The sequence below is a fragment of the Streptomyces varsoviensis genome (assembly GCF_000718635.1).
Lineage (GTDB): Bacteria > Actinomycetota > Actinomycetes > Streptomycetales > Streptomycetaceae > Streptomyces > Streptomyces varsoviensis.
Window position 1 is genome coordinate 20073 of record NZ_JOBF01000008.1, and the last position, 25087, is coordinate 45159.

Consider the following 25087-nt stretch of genomic DNA (forward strand, 5'->3'; position numbering starts at 1 on the left):
GCCCAGGCCAAACCAAGCCCGTCCGGCACTTGAGGACAAAGCCTCAGCCGTAGCTGAGGAGGAGCCTCAGTACTGCTCGGTCTCCACAAACCCGGCATCCGCGTCGTCGTCGGCGCCGAACGCATCGGCGGCGGCGGTCGGGTCGAACCCGGGGGGCGAGTCCTTGAGCGCCAGGCCCATGCCGGCGAGCTTCGCCTTGACCTCGTCGATGGACTTGGCACCGAAGTTGCGGATGTCGAGGAGGTCCGCCTCGGAGCGGGCGACGAGCTCGCCCACCGAGTGGATGCCCTCGCGCTTGAGGCAGTTGTACGAGCGGACCGTGAGCTCCAGCTCCTCGATCGGCAGCGCCAGATCCGCGGCGAGCGCGGCGTCCGTCGGGGACGGGCCCATGTCGATGCCCTCGGCGTCGATGTTGAGCTCGCGGGCGAGCCCGAACAGCTCGACGAGGGTCTTACCGGCGGACGCCATGGCGTCGCGCGGCCGCATGGCCTGCTTGGTCTCGACGTCGACGATCAGCTTGTCGAAGTCGGTGCGCTGCTCGACACGGGTCGCCTCGACCTTGTACGTGACCTTGAGCACCGGGGAGTAGATGGAGTCGACCGGGATGCGGCCGATCTCCTGGCCCACCTGCTTGTTCTGGACGGCGGAGACGTAGCCGCGACCGCGCTCGACGGTCAGCTCCATCTCCAGCTTGCCCTTGCTGTTGAGCGTGGCGAGGACCAGGTCGGGGTTGTGCACCTCGACGCCGGCCGGCGGGGCGATGTCGGCGGCGGTGACGAGGCCGGGGCCCTGCTTGCGCAGGTACATCACGACGGGCTCGTCGTGCTCGGAGGAGACGACGAGCTGCTTGATGTTGAGGATGAGGTCGGTGACGTCTTCCTTGACGCCCGGCACGGTGGTGAACTCATGCAGCACACCATCGATCCGAATGCTGGTGACGGCGGCACCGGGGATGGAGGACAGCAGAGTCCGCCGAAGCGAGTTCCCCAGGGTGTACCCGAAACCAGGCTCCAGCGGCTCGATCACGAACCGCGAGCGGTATTCGTCGACGACCTCTTCGGTCAGCGACGGACGCTGAGCGATAAGCATGTGTGTGTTCCTTCATTCGTGGACGCCCGCTATTTGACGCCCGCTGCAATACAAGGGTACGGGCGGTACGACCCCGATGACCAGAAATCGGGGCCGCACCGCCCGTGACCGTGAGCCCTGCCTACTTGGAGTAGAGCTCGACGATCAGTTGTTCCTGCACCTGAGTGTCGATGACGGGACGCTCGGGCAGGGAGTGCACCAGGATCCGCAGGTTCGACGCGTTCGACTCCAGCCACGCGGGCACGGTCTTCTCGCCGGCCTCGGCGCGGGCGACCACGAAGGGAGTCATCTCGCGCGAGGACTCGCGGACCTCGATGATGTCGTTCACGGCCACGCGGGCCGACGGGATGTCGGTCTTGCGGCCGTTGAGGACGATGTGTCCGTGACGGACGAGCTGACGAGCGTGGTCGCGGGACTTGGCGAAGCCGGCCCGGTAGATCACGTTGTCGAGGCGGGTCTCAAGGATGCGCAGAAGGTTCTCACCGGTCTTGCCGGTCTTCTGGTTCGCTTCCTTGTAGTAGTTCACGAACTGCTTCTCAAGGACACCGTAGATACGGCTGCACTTCTGCTTCTCCCGAAGCTGGAGCAGGTACTCGCTGTCCTTGGTGCGCCCGCGACCGTGCTCACCCGGGGGGTAAGGACGGATCTCGATCGGGCACTTCGCGCTCTCGCACTTGCTCCCCTTGAGGAAGAGCTTCTGCTTTTCCCGACGGCAACGCTTGCAGTCGGCCCCGGTATAACGCGCCATATTGTGTTATCTCCTACTTCGGCTGGTCAGACGCGGCGGCGCTTCGGCGGGCGGCAGCCGTTGTGCGGGGTCGGGGTGACGTCCTGGATCGAACCCACCTCAAGGCCGGTGGCCTGGAGCGAGCGGATCGCGGTCTCACGGCCGGAGCCCGGACCCTTGACGAACACGTCGACCTTGCGCATGCCGTGCTCCTGCGCGCGACGGGCGGCCGACTCGGCGGCCATCTGCGCGGCGAACGGAGTGGACTTGCGCGAGCCCTTGAAGCCGACGTGGCCGGCGGAGGCCCAGGAGATCACGTTGCCCGTGGGGTCGGTGATCGAGACGATCGTGTTGTTGAACGTGCTCTTGATGTGGGCGTGCCCGTGAGCGACGTTCTTCTTTTCCTTGCGGCGCACCTTCTTGGCTGCGCCCTGTCGGCCCTTCGGAGGCATGTATTACTCCCGTGGAGGTGGTCGGTCCTACAGCGAAGACCGCTGGTGAGCGTCCGCTGAGGACTACTTCTTGCCCGGCTTCTTCTTGCCGGCGATCGCGCGACGCGGGCCCTTGCGGGTGCGGGCGTTGGTGCTGGTGCGCTGGCCGTGGACGGGCAGGCCACGACGGTGACGCAGACCCTGGTAGCAGCCGATCTCGACCTTGCGGCGGATGTCGGCCTGGATCTCGCGACGGAGGTCACCCTCGGTCTTGAGGTTGGCGTCCACGTACTCGCGGATCTTGACCAGGTCCTCTTCGGCCAGGTCGCGAACGCGGGTGTCGGGGTTCACACCGGTGTTGTCCAGGGTCTCCTTGGCACGGGTGCGACCAATGCCGAAGACGTAGGTGAGGGCGACCTCCACGCGCTTGTCGCGCGGGAGGTCAACGCCTGCGAGGCGTGCCATTGATGTGGCTCCTGTGAGGTTCGGAGGTCTTCCGCAGCACCGTTCCCGTAAGACTCCGTAAGAGTTACGAGCCGGGTCCCCGGCCTCCGCCGGGGGTGTCGTCCCCTCGCGGCCGTGCTGCGAGGAGTCGGGTGTCTGCGTATGTACGTATCGCTATGCGTCGCGCGAAGTTTCTGCGGAGTGCAGGTGGTCGTGCGTCAGCCCTGGCGCTGCTTGTGGCGCAGGTTGTCGCAGATGACCATGACCCGGCCGTGACGGCGGATCACCTTGCACTTGTCGCAGATCTTCTTGACGCTCGGCTTGACCTTCATGGGATGTGAGGTTCTCCGGGTCAGTGCCAGCGCCCCGCCGTGAGACGGGGCGCGAGCAAGATCTACTTGTATCGGTAGACGATCCGGCCACGCGTCAGGTCGTACGGAGAGAGCTCCACCACGACCCGGTCATCCGGGAGGATGCGGATGTAGTGCATCCGCATCTTGCCGCTGATGTGCGCGAGGACCTTGTGACCGTTCTGGAGCTCCACCTTGAACATCGCGTTCGGCAGAGACTCGATCACGGTGCCCTCGATCTCGATGGCACCTTGCTTCTTGGCCACGCTTCGCCTTTCGAATCGGCTACCTTGGTCGGCTCGCGGCGTGCGCGAAGGCAGGCGAGAGCCGACGTGACAGTCTACGTCAGGGCACCCGGAAAGACGAATCCAGGTCTATTGCCCAGTCGCGGAGATCCTTAAGCCAGCGGGTCCGGCGCGGTCTCGACGCCGTACTCGGCCAGCTTGGCCTTGCCGCCGTCGACCGCCGTGAGGACCAGCGGCCCCTCCTCGGTCAGCGCCACCGAGTGCTCCCAGTGCGAGGACCAGGTGCCGTCGTCCGTCTTGACGGTCCACTCGTCGGCCAGTACGTGCGTACGCGCCGTGCCCAGGCTGACCATCGGCTCGATCGCCAGGCAGAACCCCGGCACCAGCTTCGGGCCCCGGCCCCGCTTGCGCGAGACGTAGTTCAGCAGATGCGGGTCCATGTGCATCTCGGAGCCGATGCCGTGCCCGCCGTAGTCCTCGATGATCCCGTACTTGCCGGAGGCCGGCCGCGGCTGGCGGCGGATGTAGCCCTCGATGGCCCGCGAGACGTCGACCAGCCGGTTGCCCTTGCGGACCGCGGCGATCCCGGCCCACATCGACTCCTCCGTGACCCGGCTCAGCTCACGCAGCTCGGGCGCGTGGCCCTCGCCGACGAACGCGGTGAAGGCGGCGTCACCGTGCCAGCCGTCCACGATCGCGCCCGCGTCGATGGAGATGATGTCGCCGTCCTTGAGCACCGTGTCGGCGTCGGGGATGCCATGCACCACGACGTCGTTCACCGACGTGCAGATGGTGGCGGGGAACCCGCCGTACCCCAGGAAGTTCGACTTCGCGCCGTGCTCGGCGAGCACCTTGCGGGAGGCGTCGTCCAGGTCCTTGGTGGTGGCCCCCGGCACGGCCGCCGCCCGCGTGGCCGCGTGCACCGCCGCGACGACCAGCCCCGCCTCGCGCATCTTCGCGATCTGCTCCGGGGTCTTGATCTCCACCATCCCGGCCAACGCCTTCCTCTAGCTTCCACGTCCAACACAACACTACGGCCGCGCCACCCCAAGGGGCACCGCGGCCGTACACAACCCAGCCCACAACCACAACCGGCACCAAACCAAGCCCGTCTGGCGTTTGAGGACACCAGTGGCCGAGCCACAATCCAGCCCGTCAGGGGGCACCTCCCAGCGTTAGCTGGGGGAGCTTGAGGACCGGGGCCCGGGGCGGAGCCCCGAAGAAAAGCAAACCCCAGGGCGCAGCTAAGCGGCCTGCGCCGCAATCGCCTCCATGGCCCGCCCAGTGACCTCCGCCACCTTCCCGAGCGCGGAAATCGTCACCACAAGACCCTGCGCCTTGTAGTGGTCGATGATCGGCTCGGTCTCGCTGTGGTAGACCTCAAGGCGCTTGCGGACCGTGTCCTCGCTGTCGTCCTCGCGCTGGTACAGCTCGCCGCCGCACTTGTCGCAGACGCCCTCCTGCTTCGGGGGGCTGTAGATGACGTGGAAGGTGTGGCTGCTGTCCGTACGGCAGGTGCGCCGCCCGGCGATCCGCTTGACCACCTCGTCCTCGGGGACCTCCAGGTCCAGGACGGCGTCCAGCGCCATCCCGTCGGCCTTGAGGAACGCGTCGAGCGCCTCGGCCTGCGCGAGGTTGCGCGGGAACCCGTCGAGCAGGAAGCCGCCCGCGGCGTCCTCCTGCCGCATCCGGTCCTCGGCCATCCCGATGGTGACGGAGTCCGGCACCAGGCGCCCGGCGTTCATGTACTCCTTGGCCTGCTGGCCCAGCGGAGTGCCCTGGCTCATGTTGGCGCGGAAGAGGTCACCGGTGGAGATGTGCGGGATCGCGAGGTTCTTGGCCAGGTACGCGGCCTGCGTACCCTTTCCGGCTCCAGGAGGCCCGACGAGGACGATTCGCATCAGCGGAGGAACCCTTCGTAGTTGCGCTGCTGAAGCTGGCTCTCGATCTGCTTCACGGTCTCCAGGCCGACACCCACGATGATCAGGATGCTGGTCCCGCCGAACGGGAAGTTCTGGTTCGCATTGAGCGTCACCAGAGCGACGGTGGGCACCAGAGCGATCAGACCAAGGTAGAGAGAGCCGGGCCACGTGATGCGGTTCAGCACGTAGCTCAGGTACTCCGCAGTGGGACGACCAGCCCGGATGCCCGGGATGAAGCCACCATACTTCTTCATGTTGTCGGCGACTTCTTCGGGGTTGAAGGAGATGGCGACGTAGAAGAAGGCGAAGAAGACGATCAGCAGGAAGTACGTGACGATGTAGACGGGGTGGTCGCCCTTGACCAGGTTCTGCTGGATCCACACGGCCCAGCCGGCCTTGGAGCCGGTGAACTGGACGATCAGTGCGGGGATGTAGAGCAGCGACGAGGCGAAGATGACCGGGATGACACCGGCCTGGTTCACCTTGAGCGGGATGTACGTCGAGGTGCCGCCGTACGAGCGGCGGCCGATCATGCGCTTCGCGTACTGAACAGGGATGCGACGCTGCGCCTGTTCCACGAAGACCACCAGCGCGACCATCGCCAGGCCGCAGAGGATCACGAGGCCGAACTCCAGCCAGCCGCCGAGCAGCTTGCCCTGCATCTTGATGCCCCACAGCCCGCTCGGGAAACCGGCGGCGATGGAGGTGAACATCAGGATGGACATGCCGTTGCCGATGCCGCGGTCGGTGATCAGCTCGCCGAGCCACATGACGCACGCGGTGCCCGCGGTCATCGTGATGACCATCGTGATCGTGGTGAAGATCGAGTGGTTCGGGACGATCTGGTTGCCGACGGTGCAGTTGCCGAAGAGCGCGCCCGTACGAGCGGTGGTGACCAGGCCGGCGCCCTGCAGCACCGCGAGGGCCACGGTCAGATAGCGGGTGTACTGGGTGATCTTGCCCTGCCCCGACTGGCCCTCCTTCTTGAGGGCTTCGAGGCGCGGGATCACGACGGTCAGCAGTTGGAGGATGATGCTCGCCGTGATGTACGGCATGATCCCTAGCGCGAAGATGGTGATCTGCAGCAGCGCGCCACCGCTGAACATGTTCACGAGGCCGAACAGTCCCTGCGCGTTCTTGGACTGGTCCATGCAGAGCTGAACGTTCTGGTAATTGATGCCGGGGATCGGGACGTGCGCCCCGAGCCGGAAGATCACCATGATGCCCAGCGTGAACAGCAGCTTCTTGCGCAGGTCGGGCGTCTTGAACGCCCGGGCGAACGCGGTGAGCACGGTGCCTCCTGCGCCCCTCACGCAACTGCGCGAGAGGTGACGGTCTTGAGGATCGACGGGGATACGTATCAGTCAAAATCCGCGCGAACAGCCCGCACGGAAGCCAACAGTGCACGCCACCTTACCGGCGACCATGCCCCCCTTGGAACGACCAACCGGGGATGCCCCGTTTGGGACATCCCCGGTCGGTGGGATCAACGAGCTCAGATGAGCTCGGTGACGGTGCCGCCGGCGGCGGCGATCTTCTCCTTGGCGGAGCCGGAGACGGCGTCGACCGTCACCTGCAGCGCCACGGAGACCTCGCCGGCGCCCAGCACCTTGACGAGCTCGTTCTTGCGCACCGCGCCCTTGGCGACCAGGTCGGCCACCGTGACCTCGCCACCCTGCGGGTAGAGCGCGGCCAGCTTCTCCAGGTTCACGACCTGGAACTGCTTGTGGGCGGGGTTCTTGAAGCCCTTCAGCTTCGGGAGGCGCATGTGGAGGGGCATCTGCCCGCCCTCGAAGCGCTCCGGAACCTGGTAGCGGGCCTTCGTGCCCTTGGTACCACGACCCGCGGTCTTACCCTTGGACGCCTCACCACGACCCACACGGGTCTTGGCGGTCTTGGCGCCCGGGGCAGGACGGAGGTTGTGGACCTTCAGCGGGTTGTCACCCATGTCAGTCGACCTCCTCGACCGTCACGAGGTGCCGCACGGTCTGCACCATGCCGCGGATCTCGGGGCGGTCCTCCTTGACAACCACGTCGTTCAGGCGCTTGAGCCCGAGCGAACGCAGGGTGTCGCGGTGGTTCTGCTTGCTGCCGATGTAGGACTTGGTCTGCGTGACCTTGAGGCGAGCCATTACGCACCCACCCCAGCACGCGCCCGCAGCAGAGCGGCGGGAGCGACGTCCTCCAGCGGCAGGCCACGACGGGCGGCGATCTCCTCGGGACGCTGAAGTCCGCGGAGCGCCTCCACCGTGGCGTGCACGATGTTGATCGGGTTGGACGAGCCGAGCGACTTGCTCAGCACGTCGTGGATGCCCGCGCACTCCAGCACGGCGCGCACCGGGCCACCGGCGATCACACCGGTACCGGGGGAAGCAGGCTTGAGCAGGACGACGCCCGCGGCCTTCTCGCCCTGGATGGGGTGCGGAATGGTGCCCTGGATACGCGGAACCTTGAAGAAGTTCTTCTTGGCCTCTTCAACGCCCTTGGCGATGGCCGCGGGAACTTCCTTGGCCTTGCCGTATCCGACACCTACGGTGCCGTCACCGTCGCCCACCACGACCAGCGCGGTGAAGCTGAAGCGGCGACCACCCTTGACAACCTTGGCGACACGGTTGATCGCGACAACGCGCTCAACGTATGCGGTCTTCTCGGCGGCAGCGCCACCGTCGCGACCCTTCCGGTCCCGCCGCTCGCCGCCACCGGCACCGCTCCCGCGGCGCTGGGGTCCAGCCATTGGAATTACCTCTCTCTGTTACGTCCGCTAGCTCCGGAACCGGGGCTTAGAACTTCAGCCCGGCTTCGCGGGCGGCGTCCGCCAGAGCGGCAATGCGCCCGGCGTACTGGTTGCCACCGCGGTCGAACACGACGGCCTCGACGCCGGCGGCCTTGGCACGCTCGGCGACCAGGGCGCCGACCTGCTGGGCCTGGGCGCTCTTGTCGGCCTCGCCGCCACGGATGGAGGCGTCCAGGGTCGACGCCGACGCGAGCGTGTGGCCCGCGATGTCGTCGATGACCTGCGCCACCATGTGACGGTTGGAACGCGTCACGACGAGGCGCGGGCGCTCCGGCGTGCCGGAGATCCGCTTGCGTACGCGGATGTGGCGCCGCTTGAGGGCGGCACCCTTGCGGGCGTTGCCCTTCGCGATCTTCACACCGTATGCCATGGCTTACTTACCAGCCTTTCCGACCTTGCGGCGGATGACCTCACCCGCGTACTTCACGCCCTTGGCCTTGTAGGGGTCGGGCTTGCGAAGCTTGCGGATGTTGGCGGCGACCTCGCCGACCTTCTGCTTGTCGATGCCCTCGACGCTCAGCTTGGTCGGGGACTCGACCTTGAAGGAGATGCCCTCGGGCGCCTCGACGAGGATGGGGTGGCTGTAGCCCAGCGAGAACTCCAGGTTGGAGCCCTTCGCCTGGACGCGGTAGCCGACACCGCTGATCTCAAGAGCCTTGCTGTAGCCCGTGGTCACGCCGGTGATCATGTTCGCCACCAGCGTGCGGGACAGGCCGTGCAGGGCCTTGTTCTGACGCTCGTCGTTCGGGCGGGTGACGGTCAGTGCGCCGTCCTCACCCTTGGCGACCTCGATGGGCGCGGCGACGGTGTGGGAGAGCGAACCCTTGGGGCCCTTCACCTGAACCGTACGGCCATCGATGGTGACGTCCACACCAGCGGGAACCTGGATGGGCAGCCGTCCAATTCGCGACATTGGCTATTCCTCCGTTCCCGATTACCAGACGTAGGCGAGGACTTCCCCACCCACGCCCTTCTTGCTGGCCTGCTGACCGGTGAGGAGACCGTGGGACGTGGAGATGATCGCCACGCCCAGGCCGCCGAGCACCTTCGGCAGGTTGGTGGACTTTGCGTAGACCCGCAGGCCCGGCTTGGAGATGCGCTTGATGCCGGCGATCGAGCGCTCGCGGTTCGGGCCGAATTTCAGCTGGAGGGTGAGGCTCTTGCCGACCTCGGCGTCCTCGACCTTCCAGCCGGTGATGTAGCCCTCCTGCTGGAGGATCTCCGCGATGTGCGACTTGATCTTGCTGTGCGGCATGGCGACCTCGTCGTGGTACGCCGAGTTCGCGTTCCGCAGACGGGTCAGCATGTCTGCGATCGGATCAGTCATGGTCATGAATTGGCCTTCGGCCTCTCTCGCCGCGGTTTCCTGTGTGCGCCATCCCTCTCCCCGGGCAAGGCCGGGACGGGTGCGGTGCGGGGACCTACGGCGTAGTAAGCGACGTTAAGCGGGCAGGGCCCGCGTGCGGTCATGGGCGGCGGGCGCCCAACCCTTCAACCCTACGCGAGTATCGGGAAGGGGCCCGCCGACCAGGATGCTTACCGAGAGCCCTGGTATCCCAAGTGGGGATTTACCAGGAGCTCTTGGTCACGCCCGGCAGCTCGCCGCGGTGAGCCATCTCACGGAGGCACACGCGGCACAGGCCGAACTTGCGGTAGACGGAGTGCGGCCGGCCGCAGCGCTGGCAGCGGTTGTACGCGCGCACAGCGAACTTCGGCTTGCGGGCGGCCTTAGCGATCAGAGCCTTCTTCGCCACGGTCAGTTCTCCTTGAACGGGAAGCCGAGGTGACGAAGCAGGGCCCGGCCCTCGTCGTCGTTGGTCGCCGTGGTGACCACGGTGATGTCCATGCCCCGGACCCGGTCGATCTTGTCCTGGTCGATCTCGTGGAACATGACCTGCTCCGTGAGACCGAAGGTGTAGTTGCCGCGGCCGTCGAACTGCTTCGGGGACAGGCCACGGAAGTCGCGGATGCGCGGCAGCGCGAGCGACAGCGTACGGTCCAGGAACTCCCACATGCGGTCACCGCGGAGGGTGACGTGGCAGCCGATGGGCTGCCCCTCGCGCAGCTTGAACTGCGCGATCGACTTGCGGGCCTTCGTCACGGCCGGCTTCTGGCCGGTGATCGTGGTGAGGTCGCGAATAGCGCCGTCGATCAGCTTGGAGTCGCGGGCGGCGTCGCCCACACCCATGTTGACCACGATCTTGGTCAGACCGGGGACCTGCATGACGTTCTCGTACGAGAACTGCTCACGCAGCTTGCCCACGATCTCTTCGCGGTAGCGCGTCTTGAGACGCGGCGCGTTGGTGGTGGCAGTCATCAGATGTCCTCACCCGTCCGCTTGGCAACGCGGATCTTGTTGCCCTCGTCGTCGAAGCGGTATCCGACGCGGGTGACGACCTTCTTGCCGTCCTTCTCCACGACGAGCTGAACATTGCTCACGTGAATGGGGGCCTCGGTCGTGACAATGCCGCCGGTCTTCGAACCACGAGCCGTCTGGCCGGCCTTGGTGTGCTTCTTGACCCGGTTGACACCCTCGACGAGGACGCGGTCGTCGGCGGGGTAGGCCACGATGACCTTGCCCTGCTTGCCCTTGTCCTTACCGGTGATGACCTGAACCAGGTCGCCCTTCTTGACCTTCATGGTTACAGCACCTCCGGCGCGAGCGAGATGATCTTCATGAACTTCTTCTCGCGCAGCTCACGGCCGACCGGGCCGAAGATGCGGGTGCCGCGAGGGTCACCGTCGTTCTTCAGAACGACAGCGGCGTTCTCGTCGAAGCGGATGTACGAGCCATCGGGGCGGCGGCGCTCCTTGACGGTGCGCACGATGACCGCCTTGACGACGTCACCCTTCTTCACGTTGCCACCGGGGATCGCATCCTTGACGGTGGCGACGATGACGTCACCGATGCCCGCGTAGCGACGACCCGAGCCACCGAGAACACGGATGCAAAGGATTTCCTTGGCACCAGTGTTGTCGGCGACCCGAAGTCGCGACTCCTGCTGGATCACGTCTATCTCCTGATCGTCTGCCGGTTCCCGGGGAGGTCCGTGAGCGGGTCACGGACCTCCCCGAGCCTGGCGGAACTCACTTGGGGGAAGCCCCCCAAGAATTACTTGGCCTTTTCGAGGATCTCGACGATGCGCCAGCGCTTCGTGGCGGACAGCGGCCGGGTCTCCATGAGGAGGACGCGGTCGCCGACGCCGGCGGCGTTCTGCTCGTCGTGCGCCTTGAGCTTGTTCGTACGGCGCATGACCTTGCCGTACAGCGCGTGCTTGACGCGGTCCTCGACAGCGACGACGACGGTCTTGTCCATCTTGTCGCTCACCACGAGGCCCTCACGGGTCTTGCGGAAGCCGCGCTCGTTCGTCTCAGTCACATTCTTCTCGCTCATCAGGCGCTCTCCACCGTCTCGATGCCGAGCTCGCGCTCGCGCATCAGGGTGTAGATCCGGGCGATGTCCTTGCGGACGGCCTTCAGCCGGCCGTGGTTTTCGAGCTGTCCGGTCGCCGCCTGGAAGCGGAGGTTGAACAGCTCCTCCTTGGCCTCACGCAGCTTCGCGACGAGATCCTCGTCGTTCAGCTCACGCAGCTCGGTCGCCTTGGTACCGGCCGCCATCACGACTCACCTGCCTCGCGCCGCACGATGCGGCACTTCATCGGAAGCTTGTGGGCGGCGCGGGTCAGCGCCTCCTTAGCGACCTTCTCGTTCGGGTAGGACAGCTCGAACATCACCCGACCGGGCTTGACGTTCGCGATCCACCACTCCGGCGAACCCTTACCGGAACCCATGCGGGTCTCGGCGGGCTTCTTCGTGAGCGGCCGGTCCGGGTAGATGTTGATCCAGACCTTGCCGCCACGCTTGATGTGGCGGGTCATGGCGATACGGGCGGCCTCGATCTGACGGTTCGTCACGTAGGCCGGGGTCACCGCCTGGATGCCATACTCACCGAACGCGATCTCGGTGCCGCCCTTGGCCATGCCCGAACGCTTCGGGTGGTGCTGCTTGCGGTGCTTGACCCTGCGAGGGATCAGCATGTCGGTCAGGCCTCCGTTCCGGTGCTCTCAGCGGCCGGAGCGGCAGCGGCCTCGGCCTTGGGGGCCTCGGCCGCCGGCGCCGACTGCTGCTGCGGCTTGCGGCCGCGGCCGCCACGCTCGCCGCCGCGGCCACCACGGGCCGGACGGTCGCTGCCGCCCGCGCCACCGCGGGACGGGCGGTTGCCCGCACGCGCGGCCGCGTTCTCGGCGCGGACCTCGGCGATGTTCTTGACGTCGCCCTTGTAGATCCAGACCTTCACGCCGATGCGGCCGAAGGTCGTCTTGGCCTCGAAGAAGCCGTAGTCCACGTTGGCGCGGAGCGTGTGCAGGGGCACGCGGCCCTCGCGGTAGAACTCCGAGCGGGACATCTCGGCGCCGCCGAGACGGCCGCCGCACTGGATCTTGATGCCCTTGGCACCGGCCTTCATCGTCGACTGCATGCTCTTGCGCATGGCCCGACGGAAGGAGACGCGGGAGGAGAGCTGCTCGGCGACGGCCTGCGCCACGAGCTGGGCGTCCACCTCGGGGTTCTTGACCTCAAGGATGTTCAGCTGAACCTGCTTGCCGGTCAGCTTCTCCAGCTCGCCGCGGATGCGGTCGGCCTCCGCGCCGCGACGGCCGATGACGATGCCCGGCCGGGCGGTGTGGATGTCGACGCGGACGCGGTCGCGAGTGCGCTCGATCTCGACCTTGGAGATACCGGCGCGCTCCATGCCCTTCGTCATCATGCGACGAATGGCGACGTCTTCCTTGACGTAGTCCTTGTAGAGCTTGTCGGCGTACCAACGCGACTTGAAGTCGGTGGTAATGCCGAGTCGGAACCCGTGCGGGTTAACCTTCTGGCCCATTACCGGGTTCCTTCCTTGCTGCTGACGACCACGGTGATGTGGCTGGTCCGCTTGCGGATCCGGTAGGCGCGGCCCTGGGCGCGCGGACGGAACCGCTTCAGGGTCGGGCCCTCGTCGACGTACGCCTCGGAGATGACGAGGCTGCCGGCGTCGGTGTGGTCGTAGTTGTGCGCGGCGTTGGCAATGGCGCTGTCCAGCACCTTGCCCACCGGCACGCTCGCGGCCTGCGGGGCGAAACGCAGGACCGCCTGAGCCTCCGTGGCGTCCATGCCACGGATAAGGTCCACCACGCGGCGGGCCTTCATGGGCGTGACGCGGATGTACCGCGCCTGGGCCCTGGCTTCCATGGTTGTCCCTTCGGTGTCAGTCATAGTCTTCGCACCCCGCCTTAGCGGCGCTTCGACTTGCGGTCGTCCTTGACGTGGCCGCGGAAGGTGCGGGTCGGCGCAAACTCGCCGAGCTTGTGGCCGACCATGGACTCGGTGACGAACACCGGAACATGGGTCTTGCCGTTGTGCACCGCGAGCGTGTGGCCGAGCATGGCCGGCACGATCATGGAGCGACGGGACCAGGTCTTGATGACGTTGTGGGTACCGGCCTCGTTCTGAGCGTCCACCTTCTTGATCAGGTGGTCGTCGACGAAGGGCCCCTTCTTGAGACTACGCGGCATCTAAACCCGCTCCTAGCGCTTCTTGTTCGTCTTGCGGCGGCGGACGATGTACTTGTTGCTGGCCTTCTTCGGCGAGCGAGTACGACCCTCCTTCTGACCCCACGGCGAGACCGGGTGGCGACCACCGGAGGTCTTGCCCTCACCACCACCGTGCGGGTGGTCAACGGGGTTCATGGCGACACCGCGGACGGTCGGGCGAACGCCCTTCCAGCGCATACGGCCGGCCTTGCCCCAGTTGATGTTCGACTGCTCGGCGTTGCCGACCTCGCCGACGGTGGCGCGGCAGCGGATGTCGACCAGTCGGACCTCGCCGGAGGGCATGCGCAGGTGGGCGTAGGCGCCCTCCTTCGCCAGGAGCTGGACCGAAGAGCCCGCGGAACGGGCGATCTTCGCGCCGCCGCCGGGGCGCATCTCGATGGCGTGGATGACCGTACCCACCGGGATGTTGCGCAGCGGGAGGTTGTTGCCCGGCTTGATGTCGGCGCCGGGGCCGTTCTCGACCCGGTCGCCCTGCGAGAGCTTGGCCGGGGCGAGGATGTAGCGCTTCTCGCCGTCCAGGTAGTGGAGCAGCGCGATGCGCGCGGTGCGGTTGGGGTCGTACTCGATGTGCGCGACCTTGGCCGGCACGCCGTCCTTGTCGTGACGACGGAAGTCGATCACGCGGTAGGCGCGCTTGTGGCCACCGCCCTGGTGGCGAACGGTCACACGACCGGCGTTGTTACGGCCGCCCTTGCTGTGCAGGGGGCGGACCAGCGACTTCTCCGGCGTGGACCGCGTGATCTCGACAAAGTCGGCGACGCTGGAGCCACGACGGCCCGGGGTCGTCGGCTTGTACTTGCGGATACCCATTTCTCAGTCCTCGTCCGATTTCGGACGACTCGGACTCCTATTTAGGAGACCGGGCCGCCGAAGATGTCGATACGGTCGCCCTCAACGAGGGTCACGATGGCGCGCTTGGTGTCCTTGCGCTTGCCGAAACCGGTGCGGGTGCGCTTGCGCTTGCCCGGCCGGTTGATCGTGTTGACCCCGGAGACCTTGACCGAGAAGACCGCCTCGACGGCCTGCTTGATCTGGGTCTTGTTGGCACGCGGGTCGACGATGAACGTGTACTTGTTCTCGTCCAGCAGCGCGTAGCTCTTCTCGGAGACCACCGGCTTGACCAGGATGTCACGGGGGTCCGTGAAGGTCTTGCTGGTGATGACCGCTGCGGTCTCACTCATCAGGCTTCGCTCCCTTCGAGCTCGGCCTCGGAGGCGACAGCCTTGGCAGCCGCGGCCGGACCGGCCACGAAGGACTCGAAGGCGGCCTGCGTGAAGACCACGTCGTCGGAGACGAGCACGTCGTACGTGTTCAGCTGGCCCGGCTCCAGGATGTGCACCTGGGGCAGGTTGCGGGCGGAGAGCCACGCGGCCTCGTCGGACCGGTCGGCGACCAGGAGCAGGTTCTTGCGCTCGCTGATCTTGCCGAACAGGGTCTTCGCGGCCTTCGTGGAGACCTCGCCCTCGACCACGCCGGTGACGACGTGGACACGGGAGTGGCGCGCCCGGTCGGAGAGGGCCCCGCGCAGGGCGGCGGCCTTCATCTTCTTGGGCGTCCGCTGCGAGTAGTCGCGCGGCACGGGACCGTGCACAACGCCACCACCGGCGAACTGCGGGGCGCGGGTCGAGCCCTGGCGGGCGCGGCCGGTGCCCTTCTGGCGGTACGGCTTCTTGCCACCGCCGCGGACCTCGCCACGGGTCTTGGTCTTGTGCGTGCCCTGACGGGCAGCCGCGAGCTGGGCGACGACGACCTGGTGGATCAGCGGAATGCTGACCTGCGCGCCGAAGATCCCCTCGGGGAGCTCGACGGTCCCGGCCTTGTCGCCCGCCGGCGAAAGGATGTCAATGGTGCTCATCGGTTACCTCAGGCCCCCTTGGCCGCGGTACGGACCAGGACGAGGCCGCCATTCGGACCAGGAACCGCTCCCTTGATCAGGAGCAGGCCCTTCTCCGCGTCAACGGCGTGAACGGTCAGGTTCTGGGTGGTGACCCGCTCGTTGCCCATGCGGCCCGCCATGCGCAGGCCCTTGAACACGCGGCCCGGGGTGGCGCAGCCACCGATGGAGCCGGGCGAGCGGTGCTTGCGCTGGGTGCCGTGGCCGGCGCCCAGGCCCTTGAAGTTGTGACGCTTCATGACACCGGCGAAGCCCTTGCCCTTGCTCTTGCCGGTGACGTCGACCTTGACGCCCGACTCGAACACGGCGGCGGTGATCTCCTGGCCGAGCGTGTACTCGGCGGCGTCGGAGGTCCGCAGCTCCACCAGGTGGCGGCGCGGGGTCACGTCGGCCTTGGCGAAGTGGCCCTTGAGGGGCTTGTTCACCTTGCGCGGGTCGATCTCGCCGAAGGCGATCTGGACCGACTCGTAGCCATCGACATCGTTCTTGCGGACCTGGGTCACGACGCAGGGCCCGGCCTTGACGACCGTCACCGGGACGACCCGGTTGTTCTCGTCCCAGACCTGGGTCATGCCGAGCTTCTCGCCCAGGACGCCCTTAATCTGCTTAGCCATCTCGCGCGTCACCTCAGAGCTTGATCTCGATGTCGACGCCCGCCGGCAGGTCGAGCCGCATGAGCGAGTCGACCGTCTTCGGCGTGGGGTCGAGGATGTCGATGAGGCGCTTGTGCGTACGCATCTCGAAGTGCTCGCGCGCGTCCTTGTACTTGTGCGGCGACTTGATGACGCAGTACACGTTCTTCTCTGTGGGCAGCGGCACCGGGCCCGCGACCGACGCACCAGTGCGGGTCACCGTCTCGACGATCTTCTTCGCCGAGGAGTCGATGACCTCGTGGTCGTAGGCCTTGAGCCGGATGCGGATCTTCTGTCCCGCCATGGCTACTTCGTAGTCCTGTCTCTCGTAACGCTCTGGGACTCGGTTCGTACGCGCCTTCCCTCCGACCCACGCGGTCGGGCGTGTCGCACCCCTTCCGATTGAATTCCTCCAGACGAGGAATTCCCTGCGAAGGGGGTCGTGGGGGGAAAGCACCCACCGAGTGCCTGGCCGGGGCCGCGCTGACGCTTCCCGGAAGATTCCCGTACTTCCACCACGCTGCTCCGAAGACGGAGCGGCGAGGTGACGAGTACTGCGGGACTCGCTTCCAGTCCTCCCGGCGGGAGGCGCGCAGCATCGGCACTCAACCGAGCAACCCCGACAGTCTGCCATACGGGGCACAAGGCTGGCCAATCGAAGCGGAGCAGCGTACCCCACTCCGGCGCACCGCAAGCGCGCACTCCCCCCGGCGCGCCCCCGCCACCCCAAAAGTCACCCAGAGCCATCGGCGTCATCACATAGAGTGAACAACCGCCGGTAAACGCATAACTCACCTGAACGGCCCATAGCGTCCACCTCATGGTCAGCTCATCCCACGAGGCGATGCACCGGATCTTCCAGGAGGACCCGGGAATCTTCGCCCGTACCTTCCGGGCGCTCGGCATCCCGTTCAGCGACCCCGTAGCGGTGTCGCTCCTGCCCACGGATCTCACGGAGACCAAGCCGCTGGAACGCCGGGTGGACACCCTGCTGCGGTTCGACACGGCGGAGGACGACGGCTTCCTCCTGCTCGTGGAGGCCCAGGGAAAGAAGGACCCCACCAAGCCGGCGAGCTGGGCGTACTACCTGGCGCACCTATGGGCCAAATACGGCACACCGCCCGTGCTCCTGGTCGTATGCCAGGACCGGACCACCGCCGCCTGGGCCTCCGGCCCCTTCACCATCGGCCCCGCCCAGTGGCCCGCGCTCACCCTCCGCCCACTCGTCCTGGGCCCCCACAACGTCCCCGTCATCACCGACGTCTCCGTCGCCGCCCGCGACGTCCCACTGGCAACACTGTCGGCCATCACTCACGGTCGCGAGCCGAATGCCGATGCCATACTGAAAGCCCTCGCCTCAGCCCTGAAGACCGTCGACCAGTACACCGCCCGCGTCTTCACCGAACTCACCGAACTCGGCCTGGGCAACGCCCCGGCAGCTCAGATCTGGAGGGACCTCATGGCGGCCGACCTCTCTTTCTTCCGCTCCGAAACGTCACAGAGGCTGCGGGCCGAGGGAGCGGCCCAGGTGGTCTTGGCCCTTCTCGACAAGCGCGGCATCGAGGTCCCCGAGGAAGCGCGCGAACGCATCACCGCCTGCCACGACACCGAAACCCTCATCACCTGGATGGCCCGCATCGATTCGGGCGCCTCAGTCACGGAACTCTTCGAAGAGGACGAGGCCTGATGGCGGCCCCTCTCTCCTTCTTCCGCTCGGAGACCTCCCAGCGGCTGCGGTCCGAAGGCAGAGCCGAGATGCTCGTGCGGCTGCTCGTCAAGCGCGGCTTCAAACTGTCCGTAGAGGCCCGGGAACACATCATGACCTGCGCCGACATCGACACGCTCAATGCCTGGTTCGACCAGTCCTTCACCGCCCGGACGACTTCGGATCTCTTCGAACCGCTGACCCCGGCGGCGGCCGAGCTTTCGCTCCTCCGCTCGAAAACGGCCCAGCAGCTAAGGGATAGGGGCTATGACGAGCGCTACGTGCAGGGCTATGTCGAGAGCTTCGTGGAGGGGTTCTTCGAAGGAACGGCCAAGTCAGTCCTGACCGTCCTGGACCAGCGCGGCATCGAGGTCTCCGACACAACGCGCGAGCACGTCGCCACCTGCCGCGACATCGAAACGCTCACCCCGTGGCTCACCCGCGTGGGCACCGCCGACTCCGCTGACGAGATCTTCCTGGAGGCCTGAGGCGCACGCCCGCCCGTGGTGGGCGGTGAAATTCCCTCCGGCGCGAGACCCGTACAGGTTTCGCGCCGGAGCTGTAACCGGTGCCGGTACGTACCGGTGCCATCACTTTTCAGCGCGTGCATCTGCGGACACGCTAAGTGATGTGAATCACGAATCTGTCGCTCAGCGCAGCGCCTTCCACCCGGCCTCCCCCACCCGTCGATTCCGTGTCCAGTTGTCCCCCACCCGCCGGGGCGCCCGGTTGGCCCGGTTGCTCGCGACGGAGCAGCTCCGTTCGTGGGGGCTGCCGTTCGAGGCGGGGGAGCAGGTCGTCGCGGAGCTGGCCGCGAACGCCGTGTCGCACGGCCGCGTGCCGGGCCGGGACTTCCGGCTCGGCATGACGGTGAGCGCGAGCACTCTCCGTATCGAAGTGACCGATGCCCGAGGCGACCGCCCACCGTCGGCCGCGCCCCCCGCGGCGGCCCCCGACGACGAGGAGACGGGCCGCGGCCTGCTTCTGGTCCAGGCGTACGCCGACCGCTGGGGTACGGAACCGGGCCCGGCCCCGTGCAAGAAGGTCTGGGCCGAGCTGGACCTGCCGGCCCCGTACCGGATGCAGGAACAGCCTCCCGACCGCCCCCGGCGCTAGCCGTGCGGGAAGCGCCGGAAGCGCCCCCGAACGCCCGCACGCGCCCCCCTCACTACGCCGACCGGCGGTCATGTCAATCCGCCCCGGCGGCGTACGGGAGAATATGTGCTTGTCCATTTCGTAACCGGCTTTGTCCCGGTCTTGGGCAACCTACGCGAATCTCTCACCGTCCCCTATCACGCACGGGGCAGCCGGGGCTTGCGTGCTGCACAAAGGGACGGAGTCACGGAGTTGAACATCTCAGAACGCTCGGGCATATCGCGTCGGTCCGCGCTGGCCGGCCTCGCCGCGGCCACAGCAGTGGCGGCGGCGGGATGCAGCGGCGGCGGTGACGGAAAGTCATCGGCCTCCGCCTCGCCCGTGCGTGCCGTCAACCCGAACGCGACGGAGCCGTTCACCGGCGACAAGAAGTCGCTGCTGCTTCAGGTCATGGCACACCCCGACGACGACCTCTACTTCATGAACCCGGACGCCGAGCACATCGTGCGCTCCGGCGTCCCGGTCGTCTCCGTGTACGTGACGGCCGGCGAGGCGGTCGGCCAGAACTGGATCAAGGGGATGCCGAAGACCAAGCCGGACAAGGCCGCCTACTCCTCCTCGCGCCACCAGGGGCTGCGCCAGGCGTACGCGACCATGCTCGGCGTGGACAAGTTCACGCCCTGGCAGAAGTCGGTCATCGACCTGCCGGGCGGCGTCAAGGCCGAGGCCAACGTGTTGTCGCACGGCAACCTGCACGCCCAGTTGATCTTCCTCAACATCGCGATGCTCTCCCCCGGCGACGTCCGAATACCGTTCCTGTGGGAGAAGCCGGGCCTGGAGATGCGCTCGATGATCGCGGCCGACTCCCCGTGCCAGACGGTCAGCAAGTACACCCACGACACCCTCGTCGACGTGCTGGCCGGCATCATGGACCGGTTCAAGCCCACCGTGATCCACACGATGGACCCGGACCCCGAGTTCCAGGTGCACGACGCCACGCACCCCAAGGACAACGACTACGGCTCGTGCTCCGACCACCGGGACCACACCCCGACGGCGCTCTTCACCTGGAAGGCGATGTCGCAGTGGGTGGCCGACGCCACCAAGCGCGACCGCAAGGCCCCGCCGTTCACCACGACCTCCTTCCGCGGCTACTACAACCAGCGCTGGCCGCACAATCTGCCACTCGACGTCGTCGACCAGAAGCGCAAGCTCGTCAACGCCTACGGCGGCGACCCGCACTGGGAGTGCGGCAACCCCGGCGGCTGCGGCGACTACGGCCAGGGCGGCGACCGCTCGATGCGCAACCGCAAGGCGTGGATCCGCTCCACCCACTACCGCTACCCCGGCGCCCTGCCCGCCACCTCCACCGACAAGGCAGGCCGCCTGGAGGCGTACGGCGTGCTGGGCACCCAGGCCGTCCGCTGGATCGAGACCAGCCCCGGCAGCGGCCGCTGGGCCTCCCCGCAGAACCTCGGCGGCGGCCCGCTCGCCCCCACCCTGTCCTCCGTCAAGGACTCCAAGGGCCGCCGGCTCATCTTCGCGCTGCGCTTCTCCGCCCTGGAGGGCCAGGGCCGCCCGAACACCCGCGAGATCGTCATGCTGGAGCAGCGCTCCCCCGACGGCCCGTTCAAGCCCTGGACCAGCCTCGGCAACCCCGTGCGCAAGGAGTGGCGCGGCAGACGAGTCGGCTGCCCCGCCGCGATCGCCACCCCCGACGGCCGGGTGTACCTGTACGTCCGTACGGCCGACAAGGGCCTCGCCACCCGCGTCCGCGAGCCGAACGGCCACTGGAGCGGCTGGAAGGACATCGACGGCAGCGAGATCCAGGAAGGCATCACCGTGATGCTGGACAAACAGCAGCGCGTCCACGTCTTCGCTCCCGGCCGCGACTCCGTCCACCACTGGACGCAGGACGCCCCCGGCAAGGAGGTGTACTTCCAGCCGCTGGACGGCCTGCCGCAGCCCGGCGGGCAGGCCGGCGCCACCCTCGCCCCGGACGGCTCGATCACCGTCGTCTACCGCACGCCGGCCGCCGTACAGCCCGTCGTGCACACCTTCACGCCGCCGGAGCTGGGGGGCGACGCCCAGCAGACGGCCGCCGACGTCGCCGCGAGGTCGATGAAGAGCAGCACGCTCCAGCACTTCGACGGCTACGGGCCCATCGGCACCCACACGCTGCCCGTGCGCGGCAGCAAGGACTCCGTCATGATGCTGGGCCGCGCCACCAACGGCGGGGTGCAGCTCCAGGACAGCACCTCCCCCAGCGCCACGCCGCTGCGCGCGCCCGACAAGTTCGTGGCGGTGGGCACGGTCTCGCTGCTCGCGGACGCCGATCAGAAGCTGTGCGTGGTGGGCATGGGCCCGGACGCGGTGCCGTGGATCTGGCGCCCGAAGCCGGCCTCGCACACGTGAGCCCGACGCCGCGCCCTAGCAGGCCGGCTCCGGCCCCGTAAAGGCTCAAGGCCCGTACGCCCTCCCCCCGGCGCGTACGGGCCTTCGCCGTGCGAGGGGCGTACGAGCGTACGTACGCCCCTCGCGCCCACCCGCGCGCCCCCGTCAGGAGATGTGCGGACGCACAAAAGCCAGAGACCCTGCCCACCGAAGTGGACAGGGCCTCTGGCGTACGGCTCCGAGGAGCGTCAGACCGACCGGATCGTCACTTGACGATCTTGGTGACCTGGCCGGCACCCACGGTCCGGCCACCCTCACGGATGGCGAACTTCAGGCCCTCCTCCATGGCGACCGGCTGGATGAGCTGGACCGACATGGCGGTGTTGTCGCCCGGCATGACCATCTCGGTGCCCTCGGGGAGGGTCACGACGCCGGTCACGTCCGTGGTACGGAAGTAGAACTGCGGGCGGTAGTTGTTGAAGAACGGGGTGTGGCGGCCACCCTCGTCCTTCGACAGGATGTACGCCTGCGCCTCGAACTCCGTGTGCGGGGTGACCGAGCCGGGCTTGATGATGACCTGGCCGCGCTCGACGTCCTCGCGCTTGATGCCGCGGAGCAGCAGACCGACGTTCTCACCGGCCTGACCCTCGTCCAGCAGCTTCCGGAACATCTCGATGCCGGTGACCGTGGTCGTGGTCTTGTCCTGCTTGATGCCGATGATGTCGACGGTCTCGTTGACCTTGAGGACACCACGCTCGATGCGGCCGGTGACGACCGTACCGCGACCGGTGATGGTGAAGACGTCCTCGATCGGCATCAGGAACGGCTTGTCGGTGTCGCGCTCCGGGGAGGGGATGGAGTCGTCGACGGCCTGCATGAGGTTGAGGACCGACTGGCCCCACTCCTTGTCGCCCTCCAGCGCCTTCAGCGCGGAGACCTTGACGACCGGGAGCTCGTCGCCCGGGAACTCGTACTCGGAGAGGAGCTCACGGACCTCGAGCTCGACGAGCTCCAGGATCTCCTCGTCGTCCACCATGTCGGCCTTGTTCAGGGCGACGACGATGTACGGAACGCCGACCTGGCGGGCCAGGAGCACGTGCTCCTTGGTCTGCGGCATCGGGCCGTCGGTGGCGGCGACCACGAGGATGGCGCCGTCCATCTGCGCGGCACCCGTGATCATGTTCTTGATGTAGTCCGCGTGACCGGGGCAGTCGACGTGCGCGTAGTGACGGTTCTCCGTCTGGTACTCGACGTGCGCGATGGAGATCGTGATACCGCGCTGGCGCTCCTCAGGAGCCTTGTCGATCTGGTCGAAGGCCGAGGCCTCGTTCAGGTCCGGGTACGCGTCGTGCAGCACCTTGGTAATCGCCGCGGTCAGCGTCGTCTTACCGTGGTCAATGTGACCGATGGTGCCGATGTTGACGTGCGGCTTAGTCCGCTCGAACTTCGCCTTCGCCACTGGGGTCCTCCTGTGGAGTGGTTCTGGTACGCCTTACTTCATCGGCGCCAGGTGATCTTTGCTGGGGTGCCGTCCGCCGGGGCTTCCGCCGCATTCCCTCTGGTCTGCTGAGGAATGCCCCGGCATTCGGTTTCTAGCCTAAGGTGTGCGACTCGTCCGCGTGGACGGAGTCACTCGCCCTTGGCCTTGGCGATGATCTCCTCGGCGACGTTCCGCGGAACCTCGGCGTAGGAGTCGAACTGCATCGAGTAGCTTGCGCGACCCGAGGTCTTGCTGCGGAGGTCTCCGACGTAGCCGAACATCTCCGACAGCGGAACCAGACCCTTGACGAGCTTGGCGCCGCTGCGGTCCTCCATGGACTGGATCTGCCCACGGCGGGAGTTGATGTCGCCGATGACATCGCCCATGTAGTCCTCGGGGGTGGTGACCTCGACGGCCATCATCGGCTCCAGCAGAGCCGGCGACGCCTTGCGGGCACCCTCCTTGAACGCCATGGAACCGGCGATCTTGAACGCCATCTCGGAGGAGTCGACGTCGTGGAAGGCACCGTCGAGCAGTGTCACCTTGACGCCGGTCAGCGGGTAGCCGGCGAGAACACCGAACTGCATGGCCTCCTGGCAGCCCTGGTCCACGGACGGGATGTACTCCCGCGGGATGCGGCCACCGGTGACCTTGTTCTCGAACTCGTACCCGTCGCCCTCAAGGGGCTCGATCGCCATCTGCACCTTGGCGAACTGGCCGGAACCACCAGTCTGCTTCTTGTGCGTGTAGTCGATGCGCTCGACGGCCTTGCGCAGCGTCTCGCGGTACGCGACCTGCGGCTTGCCGACGTTCGCCTCGACCCGGAACTCGCGGCGCATCCGGTCGACCAGCACGTCGAGGTGGAGCTCGCCCATCCCCTTGATGATGGTCTGGCCGGTCTCCTCGTCGGTGACGACCTGGAAGGACGGGTCCTCCTCGGCGAGGCGCTGGATGGCGACACCCAGCTTCTCCTGGTCGCCCTTGGACTTCGGCTCGATGGCGACCTCGATCACCGGAGCGGGGAAGTTCATGGACTCCAGGATCACCGGCTGGCCCGCGTCGCAGAGGGTCTCGCCCGTGGTGGTCTGCTTGAGACCCATGACGGCGACGATGTCGCCGGCGCCCACGCCCTCGATCTCCTCACGCTTGTTCGCGTGCATCCGGTAGATCTTGCCGATGCGCTCCTTCTTGCCCTTCACGGAGTTCAGCACCTGGGCGCCGGTCTCCATGCGGCCCGAGTACACCCGGACGAAGGTGAGCTTGCCGAGGTGCGGGTCGCTCGCGATCTTGAAGGCCAGGCCGGCGAACGGCTCGTCCTCGGACGGACGACGCTTGATGACCTCGTCCTCGTCCTTGACGGAGTGGCCCTCGACCGCGTCGACGTCCAGCGGCGACGGCAGGTAGCGCACGACGGCGTCCAGCAGCGGCTGCACGCCCTTGTTCTTGAACGCCGTACCGCAGAACACCGGGGTGACCGTGACGGTGCCCTCGGCGCCCGTGGAGGCGATGGTGATGCGGCGGATCGCCTCGATGAGCTGGTCCTGGGTGGGCTCCTGGCCCTCCAGGTACAGCTCCATCATGGCCTCGTCGTTCTCGGCGACGGCTTCGAGCAGCTTGCCGCGCCACTCCTCGGCGGCCTCGGCGTGCGTCTCCGGGATGTCGACGGTGTCGTACATCTCGCCCTTGGCGGCCTCGGCGTTCCAGACCAGCGCCTTCATGGCGACGAGGTCGACGACGCCCTTGAAGTCGGCCTCGGTGCCGATCGGGAGCTGCATGACCAGCGGCACCGCACCGAGGCGGTCGACGATCATGTCGACGCAGCGGTGGAACTCGGCGCCGGTGCGGTCGAGCTTGTTGACGAAGCAGATGCGCGGCACGCCGTAGCGGTCGGCCTGCCGCCACACCGTCTCGGACTGCGGCTCAACACCGGCGACGCCGTCGAACACCGTCACGGCACCGTCGAGCACGCGCAGCGAACGCTCCACCTCGACGGTGAAGTCGACGTGGCCCGGGGTGTCGATGATGTTGATGGTGTGGTCGACGTCGTTCAGCGGCCAGTGGCAGGTCGTCGCGGCAGACGTGATCGTGATGCCGCGCTCCTGCTCCTGCTCCATCCAGTCCATCGTGGCAGCGCCGTCGTGGACCTCACCGATCTTGTAAGAGACACCGGTGTAGAACAGAATCCGCTCGGTGGTGGTCGTCTTGCCCGCGTCGATGTGGGCCATGATCCCGATATTGCGGACCTTGGCCAGGTCAAGCGAAGTGGTGGCCATATGGCTCAGTCTTCTCTC

36 protein-coding genes are annotated in these 25087 nt (G+C 67.1%); 4 read left to right on the top strand and 32 right to left on the bottom strand.

What is annotated here, in order from left to right; genetic code table 11:
• Window positions 1-66 precede the first annotated feature (66 nt).
• The 30 genes from IF55_RS13620 to rpsJ all read right to left on the bottom strand — a co-directional run bounded on the left by IF55_RS13620 (window position 67) and on the right by rpsJ (window position 16426).
• On the bottom strand, window positions 67-1089 hold the full coding sequence (locus IF55_RS13620) for a DNA-directed RNA polymerase subunit alpha (protein ID WP_030890689.1): 1023 nt from the start codon (window positions 1087-1089) through the stop codon (window positions 67-69).
• A 121-nt stretch (window positions 1090-1210) separates the two neighbouring features.
• Window positions 1211-1837, bottom strand: a complete 627-nt coding sequence (gene rpsD / locus IF55_RS13625) for a 30S ribosomal protein S4 (RefSeq protein WP_030890692.1) — start codon at window positions 1835-1837, stop codon at window positions 1211-1213.
• A 26-nt stretch (window positions 1838-1863) separates the two neighbouring features.
• A complete protein-coding gene (rpsK, locus tag IF55_RS13630; RefSeq protein WP_003948617.1) occupies window positions 1864-2268 on the bottom strand; it encodes a 30S ribosomal protein S11 in 405 nt (134 codons plus the stop codon).
• A 63-nt stretch (window positions 2269-2331) separates the two neighbouring features.
• Window positions 2332-2712, bottom strand: coding sequence for a 30S ribosomal protein S13 (gene rpsM, locus IF55_RS13635; protein WP_030890694.1), 381 nt, complete (start codon window positions 2710-2712; stop codon window positions 2332-2334).
• A gap of 197 nt (window positions 2713-2909) precedes the next feature.
• Window positions 2910-3023 carry a 50S ribosomal protein L36 gene (gene rpmJ / locus IF55_RS13640; RefSeq protein ID WP_003956441.1) on the bottom strand — a complete coding sequence of 38 codons (114 nt, stop codon included), beginning with the start codon at window positions 3021-3023 and terminating at the stop codon, window positions 2910-2912.
• A gap of 62 nt (window positions 3024-3085) precedes the next feature.
• On the bottom strand, window positions 3086-3307 hold the full coding sequence (gene infA, locus IF55_RS13645) for a translation initiation factor IF-1 (protein WP_003956442.1): 222 nt from the start codon (window positions 3305-3307) through the stop codon (window positions 3086-3088).
• A gap of 131 nt (window positions 3308-3438) precedes the next feature.
• Entirely contained in the window at window positions 3439-4275 is an 837-nt protein-coding gene (gene map / locus IF55_RS13650; protein ID WP_030890698.1) for a type I methionyl aminopeptidase, read from the bottom strand.
• Window positions 4276-4530: 255 nt separating this feature from the next.
• Entirely contained in the window at window positions 4531-5187 is a 657-nt protein-coding gene (locus tag IF55_RS13655; RefSeq protein ID WP_030890703.1) for an adenylate kinase, read from the bottom strand.
• Window positions 5187-6500: a preprotein translocase subunit SecY gene (gene secY / locus IF55_RS13660; protein ID WP_030890707.1), complete on the bottom strand. Its 1314-nt coding sequence runs from the start codon at window positions 6498-6500 to the stop codon at window positions 5187-5189. Before secY ends, IF55_RS13655 begins: the two co-directional genes overlap by 1 nt.
• Before the next feature lie 203 nt (window positions 6501-6703).
• Window positions 6704-7156: a 50S ribosomal protein L15 gene (rplO, locus tag IF55_RS13665; RefSeq protein ID WP_030890710.1), complete on the bottom strand. Its 453-nt coding sequence runs from the start codon at window positions 7154-7156 to the stop codon at window positions 6704-6706.
• Between the two features lies 1 nt (window position 7157).
• Window positions 7158-7340 carry a 50S ribosomal protein L30 gene (gene rpmD, locus IF55_RS13670; RefSeq protein ID WP_030890715.1) on the bottom strand — a complete coding sequence of 61 codons (183 nt, stop codon included), beginning with the start codon at window positions 7338-7340 and terminating at the stop codon, window positions 7158-7160.
• Window positions 7340-7942 (bottom strand): 30S ribosomal protein S5, encoded by a 603-nt coding sequence (gene rpsE, locus IF55_RS13675; RefSeq protein ID WP_030890717.1) that lies wholly within the window; start codon window positions 7940-7942, stop codon window positions 7340-7342. The genes rpmD and rpsE overlap by 1 nt, the downstream gene beginning before the upstream one ends.
• A gap of 46 nt (window positions 7943-7988) precedes the next feature.
• Window positions 7989-8372: a 50S ribosomal protein L18 gene (gene rplR / locus IF55_RS13680; RefSeq protein WP_030890718.1), complete on the bottom strand. Its 384-nt coding sequence runs from the start codon at window positions 8370-8372 to the stop codon at window positions 7989-7991.
• A gap of 3 nt (window positions 8373-8375) precedes the next feature.
• On the bottom strand, window positions 8376-8915 hold the full coding sequence (rplF, locus tag IF55_RS13685; protein WP_030890720.1) for a 50S ribosomal protein L6: 540 nt from the start codon (window positions 8913-8915) through the stop codon (window positions 8376-8378).
• Between the two features lie 21 nt (window positions 8916-8936).
• The gene (gene rpsH / locus IF55_RS13690; protein ID WP_030890722.1) at window positions 8937-9335 is read right to left on the bottom strand and encodes a 30S ribosomal protein S8; all 399 of its coding nucleotides are present in this window, start codon (window positions 9333-9335) and stop codon (window positions 8937-8939) included.
• A gap of 235 nt (window positions 9336-9570) precedes the next feature.
• Window positions 9571-9756: a type Z 30S ribosomal protein S14 gene (locus tag IF55_RS13695; RefSeq protein ID WP_030890724.1), complete on the bottom strand. Its 186-nt coding sequence runs from the start codon at window positions 9754-9756 to the stop codon at window positions 9571-9573.
• A gap of 2 nt (window positions 9757-9758) precedes the next feature.
• Window positions 9759-10319 (bottom strand): 50S ribosomal protein L5, encoded by a 561-nt coding sequence (gene rplE / locus IF55_RS13700; RefSeq protein WP_030890727.1) that lies wholly within the window; start codon window positions 10317-10319, stop codon window positions 9759-9761.
• On the bottom strand, window positions 10319-10642 hold the full coding sequence (rplX, locus tag IF55_RS13705; protein ID WP_030890730.1) for a 50S ribosomal protein L24: 324 nt from the start codon (window positions 10640-10642) through the stop codon (window positions 10319-10321). The genes rplE and rplX overlap by 1 nt, the downstream gene beginning before the upstream one ends.
• Before the next feature lie 2 nt (window positions 10643-10644).
• Window positions 10645-11013, bottom strand: a complete 369-nt coding sequence (gene rplN, locus IF55_RS13710) for a 50S ribosomal protein L14 (protein WP_030890733.1) — start codon at window positions 11011-11013, stop codon at window positions 10645-10647.
• A gap of 101 nt (window positions 11014-11114) precedes the next feature.
• Window positions 11115-11396: a 30S ribosomal protein S17 gene (rpsQ, locus tag IF55_RS13715; RefSeq protein WP_030890735.1), complete on the bottom strand. Its 282-nt coding sequence runs from the start codon at window positions 11394-11396 to the stop codon at window positions 11115-11117.
• A complete protein-coding gene (rpmC, locus tag IF55_RS13720; RefSeq protein WP_030890741.1) occupies window positions 11396-11620 on the bottom strand; it encodes a 50S ribosomal protein L29 in 225 nt (74 codons plus the stop codon). The genes rpsQ and rpmC overlap by 1 nt, the downstream gene beginning before the upstream one ends.
• The gene (gene rplP, locus IF55_RS13725; RefSeq protein WP_030890744.1) at window positions 11620-12039 is read right to left on the bottom strand and encodes a 50S ribosomal protein L16; all 420 of its coding nucleotides are present in this window, start codon (window positions 12037-12039) and stop codon (window positions 11620-11622) included. Before rplP ends, rpmC begins: the two co-directional genes overlap by 1 nt.
• A gap of 5 nt (window positions 12040-12044) precedes the next feature.
• Window positions 12045-12887, bottom strand: a complete 843-nt coding sequence (gene rpsC, locus IF55_RS13730) for a 30S ribosomal protein S3 (protein WP_030890746.1) — start codon at window positions 12885-12887, stop codon at window positions 12045-12047.
• Complete coding sequence (rplV, locus tag IF55_RS13735; RefSeq protein ID WP_006604878.1) at window positions 12887-13234, bottom strand: 50S ribosomal protein L22; 348 nt, start codon at window positions 13232-13234, stop codon at window positions 12887-12889. The genes rpsC and rplV overlap by 1 nt, the downstream gene beginning before the upstream one ends.
• 41 nt (window positions 13235-13275) lie before the next feature.
• The gene (gene rpsS, locus IF55_RS13740; protein ID WP_030890751.1) at window positions 13276-13557 is read right to left on the bottom strand and encodes a 30S ribosomal protein S19; all 282 of its coding nucleotides are present in this window, start codon (window positions 13555-13557) and stop codon (window positions 13276-13278) included.
• Between the two features lie 12 nt (window positions 13558-13569).
• Complete coding sequence (rplB, locus tag IF55_RS13745) at window positions 13570-14406, bottom strand: 50S ribosomal protein L2 (protein WP_030890754.1); 837 nt, start codon at window positions 14404-14406, stop codon at window positions 13570-13572.
• A 41-nt stretch (window positions 14407-14447) separates the two neighbouring features.
• Window positions 14448-14777: a 50S ribosomal protein L23 gene (gene rplW, locus IF55_RS13750; protein ID WP_030890757.1), complete on the bottom strand. Its 330-nt coding sequence runs from the start codon at window positions 14775-14777 to the stop codon at window positions 14448-14450.
• Window positions 14777-15451, bottom strand: a complete 675-nt coding sequence (gene rplD, locus IF55_RS13755) for a 50S ribosomal protein L4 (protein WP_030890761.1) — start codon at window positions 15449-15451, stop codon at window positions 14777-14779. Before rplD ends, rplW begins: the two co-directional genes overlap by 1 nt.
• Window positions 15452-15459: 8 nt before the next feature.
• Complete coding sequence (gene rplC / locus IF55_RS13760) at window positions 15460-16104, bottom strand: 50S ribosomal protein L3 (protein WP_030890763.1); 645 nt, start codon at window positions 16102-16104, stop codon at window positions 15460-15462.
• A gap of 13 nt (window positions 16105-16117) precedes the next feature.
• Window positions 16118-16426 (bottom strand): 30S ribosomal protein S10, encoded by a 309-nt coding sequence (gene rpsJ / locus IF55_RS13765; RefSeq protein ID WP_014054162.1) that lies wholly within the window; start codon window positions 16424-16426, stop codon window positions 16118-16120.
• A gap of 516 nt (window positions 16427-16942) precedes the next feature.
• Here rpsJ and IF55_RS13770 point away from each other — a divergent pair.
• The 4 genes from IF55_RS13770 (at window position 16943) to IF55_RS13785 (ending at window position 21337) form a co-directional block, all read left to right on the top strand.
• The gene (locus tag IF55_RS13770) at window positions 16943-17809 is read left to right on the top strand and encodes a hypothetical protein (protein WP_030890770.1); all 867 of its coding nucleotides are present in this window, start codon (window positions 16943-16945) and stop codon (window positions 17807-17809) included.
• On the top strand, window positions 17809-18315 hold the full coding sequence (locus IF55_RS40040; RefSeq protein ID WP_048831951.1) for a hypothetical protein: 507 nt from the start codon (window positions 17809-17811) through the stop codon (window positions 18313-18315). The genes IF55_RS13770 and IF55_RS40040 overlap by 1 nt, the downstream gene beginning before the upstream one ends.
• Before the next feature lie 142 nt (window positions 18316-18457).
• Window positions 18458-18943 carry an ATP-binding protein gene (locus IF55_RS13780; RefSeq protein WP_048831952.1) on the top strand — a complete coding sequence of 162 codons (486 nt, stop codon included), beginning with the start codon at window positions 18458-18460 and terminating at the stop codon, window positions 18941-18943.
• A 231-nt stretch (window positions 18944-19174) separates the two neighbouring features.
• On the top strand, window positions 19175-21337 hold the full coding sequence (locus IF55_RS13785; protein WP_245661191.1) for a PIG-L family deacetylase: 2163 nt from the start codon (window positions 19175-19177) through the stop codon (window positions 21335-21337).
• A 244-nt stretch (window positions 21338-21581) separates the two neighbouring features.
• On the opposite strand, the gene tuf is transcribed toward IF55_RS13785, so the two are convergent.
• Window positions 21582-22775, bottom strand: a complete 1194-nt coding sequence (tuf, locus tag IF55_RS13790; protein ID WP_030890781.1) for an elongation factor Tu — start codon at window positions 22773-22775, stop codon at window positions 21582-21584.
• 170 nt (window positions 22776-22945) lie between these two features.
• Window positions 22946-25069, bottom strand: a complete 2124-nt coding sequence (gene fusA / locus IF55_RS13795; protein ID WP_030890784.1) for an elongation factor G — start codon at window positions 25067-25069, stop codon at window positions 22946-22948.
• Window positions 25070-25087 lie beyond the last annotated feature (18 nt).

What these genes read in the sequence shown, in the direction of transcription:
- IF55_RS13620 (WP_030890689.1), bottom strand. Translation starts at nt 1,089, where the DNA reads ATGCTTATCGCTCAGCGTCCGTCGCTGACCGAAGAGGTCGTCGACGAA.
- rpsD (WP_030890692.1), bottom strand. Translation starts at nt 1,837, where the DNA reads ATGGCGCGTTATACCGGGGCCGACTGCAAGCGTTGCCGTCGGGAAAAG.
- rpsK (WP_003948617.1), bottom strand. Translation starts at nt 2,268, where the DNA reads ATGCCTCCGAAGGGCCGACAGGGCGCAGCCAAGAAGGTGCGCCGCAAG.
- rpsM (WP_030890694.1), bottom strand. Translation starts at nt 2,712, where the DNA reads ATGGCACGCCTCGCAGGCGTTGACCTCCCGCGCGACAAGCGCGTGGAG.
- rpmJ (WP_003956441.1), bottom strand. Translation starts at nt 3,023, where the DNA reads ATGAAGGTCAAGCCGAGCGTCAAGAAGATCTGCGACAAGTGCAAGGTG.
- map (WP_030890698.1), bottom strand. Translation starts at nt 4,275, where the DNA reads ATGGTGGAGATCAAGACCCCGGAGCAGATCGCGAAGATGCGCGAGGCG.
- IF55_RS13655 (WP_030890703.1), bottom strand. Translation starts at nt 5,187, where the DNA reads ATGCGAATCGTCCTCGTCGGGCCTCCTGGAGCCGGAAAGGGTACGCAG.
- rplO (WP_030890710.1), bottom strand. Translation starts at nt 7,156, where the DNA reads ATGGGTGACAACCCGCTGAAGGTCCACAACCTCCGTCCTGCCCCGGGC.
- rpmD (WP_030890715.1), bottom strand. Translation starts at nt 7,340, where the DNA reads ATGGCTCGCCTCAAGGTCACGCAGACCAAGTCCTACATCGGCAGCAAG.
- rpsE (WP_030890717.1), bottom strand. Translation starts at nt 7,942, where the DNA reads ATGGCTGGACCCCAGCGCCGCGGGAGCGGTGCCGGTGGCGGCGAGCGG.
- rplR (WP_030890718.1), bottom strand. Translation starts at nt 8,372, where the DNA reads ATGGCATACGGTGTGAAGATCGCGAAGGGCAACGCCCGCAAGGGTGCC.
- rplF (WP_030890720.1), bottom strand. Translation starts at nt 8,915, where the DNA reads ATGTCGCGAATTGGACGGCTGCCCATCCAGGTTCCCGCTGGTGTGGAC.
- rpsH (WP_030890722.1), bottom strand. Translation starts at nt 9,335, where the DNA reads ATGACCATGACTGATCCGATCGCAGACATGCTGACCCGTCTGCGGAAC.
- rplE (WP_030890727.1), bottom strand. Translation starts at nt 10,319, where the DNA reads ATGACTGCCACCACCAACGCGCCGCGTCTCAAGACGCGCTACCGCGAA.
- rplX (WP_030890730.1), bottom strand. Translation starts at nt 10,642, where the DNA reads ATGAAGGTCAAGAAGGGCGACCTGGTTCAGGTCATCACCGGTAAGGAC.
- rpsQ (WP_030890735.1), bottom strand. Translation starts at nt 11,396, where the DNA reads ATGAGCGAGAAGAATGTGACTGAGACGAACGAGCGCGGCTTCCGCAAG.
- rpmC (WP_030890741.1), bottom strand. Translation starts at nt 11,620, where the DNA reads ATGGCGGCCGGTACCAAGGCGACCGAGCTGCGTGAGCTGAACGACGAG.
- rplP (WP_030890744.1), bottom strand. Translation starts at nt 12,039, where the DNA reads ATGCTGATCCCTCGCAGGGTCAAGCACCGCAAGCAGCACCACCCGAAG.
- rpsC (WP_030890746.1), bottom strand. Translation starts at nt 12,887, where the DNA reads ATGGGCCAGAAGGTTAACCCGCACGGGTTCCGACTCGGCATTACCACC.
- rplV (WP_006604878.1), bottom strand. Translation starts at nt 13,234, where the DNA reads ATGGAAGCCAGGGCCCAGGCGCGGTACATCCGCGTCACGCCCATGAAG.
- rpsS (WP_030890751.1), bottom strand. Translation starts at nt 13,557, where the DNA reads ATGCCGCGTAGTCTCAAGAAGGGGCCCTTCGTCGACGACCACCTGATC.
- rplB (WP_030890754.1), bottom strand. Translation starts at nt 14,406, where the DNA reads ATGGGTATCCGCAAGTACAAGCCGACGACCCCGGGCCGTCGTGGCTCC.
- rplW (WP_030890757.1), bottom strand. Translation starts at nt 14,777, where the DNA reads ATGAGTGAGACCGCAGCGGTCATCACCAGCAAGACCTTCACGGACCCC.
- rplD (WP_030890761.1), bottom strand. Translation starts at nt 15,451, where the DNA reads ATGAGCACCATTGACATCCTTTCGCCGGCGGGCGACAAGGCCGGGACC.
- rplC (WP_030890763.1), bottom strand. Translation starts at nt 16,104, where the DNA reads ATGGCTAAGCAGATTAAGGGCGTCCTGGGCGAGAAGCTCGGCATGACC.
- rpsJ (WP_014054162.1), bottom strand. Translation starts at nt 16,426, where the DNA reads ATGGCGGGACAGAAGATCCGCATCCGGCTCAAGGCCTACGACCACGAG.
- IF55_RS13770 (WP_030890770.1), top strand. Translation starts at nt 16,943, where the DNA reads ATGGTCAGCTCATCCCACGAGGCGATGCACCGGATCTTCCAGGAGGAC.
- IF55_RS40040 (WP_048831951.1), top strand. Translation starts at nt 17,809, where the DNA reads ATGGCGGCCCCTCTCTCCTTCTTCCGCTCGGAGACCTCCCAGCGGCTG.
- fusA (WP_030890784.1), bottom strand. Translation starts at nt 25,069, where the DNA reads ATGGCCACCACTTCGCTTGACCTGGCCAAGGTCCGCAATATCGGGATC.